This window comes from Anabaena sp. UHCC 0187 (assembly GCF_009712035.1).
Taxonomy (GTDB): Bacteria; Cyanobacteriota; Cyanobacteriia; order Cyanobacteriales; family Nostocaceae; genus Dolichospermum.
In genome coordinates this window covers 1-744 of sequence record NZ_VILB01000057.1, presented here as the reverse complement: position 1 = coordinate 744, position 744 = coordinate 1, and the positions used below count along the sequence as shown (strand labels likewise).

Below are 744 nucleotides of genomic sequence, written 5' to 3'. Positions count from 1 at the left end.
AAATAAAGGAGAAACAGTAGTTTATCAAATCAAAGGTAAATTAATAGAAAATCAGGATTTAATCAAAAAACATGAAAATTCTTGTGGTCGATTTATTTTAGCAACGAATATTTTAGATACAACCAAATTAGCACCTACAGAAATATTGAAAATATATAAAGAACAGCAATCAACAGAGCGAGGATTTAGATTTATCAAAGACCCGTTATTTTTTGCCGATAGTCTTTTTGTGAAAAATCCAGAAAGAGTAGAGACAATGATGATGTTAATGGCATTGTGTCTTTTGGTTTATAATCTGGGACAAAGACAATTACGAATTGCATTAAAAACACAAAAAGCTACTGTTAAAAATCAACTGAATAAACCCACAGAATCTCCCACATTAAGGTGGATATTTCAATGTTTTCAGGGGATTCATATTCTGATTACACAAGAACTTGATAAGATTCTTAACTTAACGGATGAACATTGTAGGATATTGCAATTTCTACCTAATTCTTGTCAAAAATATTATTTATTGTGTTAGTTACCGACTCTATAATTCCCTATCGCATAGTCTTGTATTTGCATAATTGATTGAAAAATTCAAATTAAACTGTCTTACTAGCTTTTTAAACATAATAAAAAAGCTGGATTTTTGGTGTGTATAATTTATTTATTGCTGCTACTTAGTTTTTAAAAATTCTAGTTTTTAATTAGTCGTAAATGTAGTTTTTGTATACTACTTTTTGAAGTGCGGAATGT

1 protein-coding gene is annotated in these 744 nt (G+C 28.5%); it reads left to right on the top strand.

The annotated features are described in order from the left end of the window. Nucleotides 1–526, top strand: a 526-nt coding sequence (locus FJR11_RS23275; protein ID WP_168508052.1) for an IS1634 family transposase, incomplete at its 5' end; no start/stop codon positions are given. Nucleotides 527–744 lie beyond the last annotated feature (218 nt).